This window comes from Pseudoalteromonas sp. MMG022, assembly GCF_021654245.1.
In the GTDB taxonomy this organism is placed as follows: domain Bacteria; phylum Pseudomonadota; class Gammaproteobacteria; order Enterobacterales; family Alteromonadaceae; genus Pseudoalteromonas; species Pseudoalteromonas amylolytica.
Map to the genome: position 1 here is coordinate 1 of NZ_JAKFZQ010000055.1, position 609 is coordinate 609.

Genomic DNA, 609 nt, shown 5'->3' on the forward strand with positions numbered 1-609 from the left:
ATCATTACTACCAACCTTGCTCACATTGACATTAAGCACTTCAGCAAACATCACAGCCAATTGTGATTCAACCTCATTACGCGGTGCAACATAGACCTTACTTGATTCTAGGTTTACCTGCATAGCTTCTAGAGTGATCCGATCAACCTTACCATTGGGCATTAGCGGAATTGATTCTAAACGGATACAAGCCGCAGGCAGCATGTACTCAGGTAATGTTCGACGCAGGTGTGCCCTTAATTCCCCCTCGTCAAGCCCTGTTTTATTATTCGCCGGGACATAGTATGCGATGAGTTGCTGACTACCCTCGAGGTTTTTAGCCACCACCGCACAGTCTGTCACGTTTGCAAACTGACCCAACTGCGCTTCAATCTCACCAATTTCAATCCTAAACCCGCGGATCTTAACTTGGTTGTCTATTCGCCCTAGGTACTCTAGCTCACCATTATCCAACCAGCGTACTAAGTCTCCCGTTTTATACATCCGCCTACCATGCTGTGACTGCGCATCATAAAATGGGTTATCTAAAAACTTCTCAGCACTTAACGCTTCACGTCGATAATACCCTCTGGCCAGCCCTTCTCCCGATAAGTACAACTCTCCCATCAT

General features: G+C 46.3%; 1 pseudogene. It reads right to left on the reverse strand.

The window, feature by feature from the left end:
• A pseudogene (locus L1070_RS20160) lies at window positions 1-609 on the reverse strand (AMP-binding protein); the annotation flags it as partial.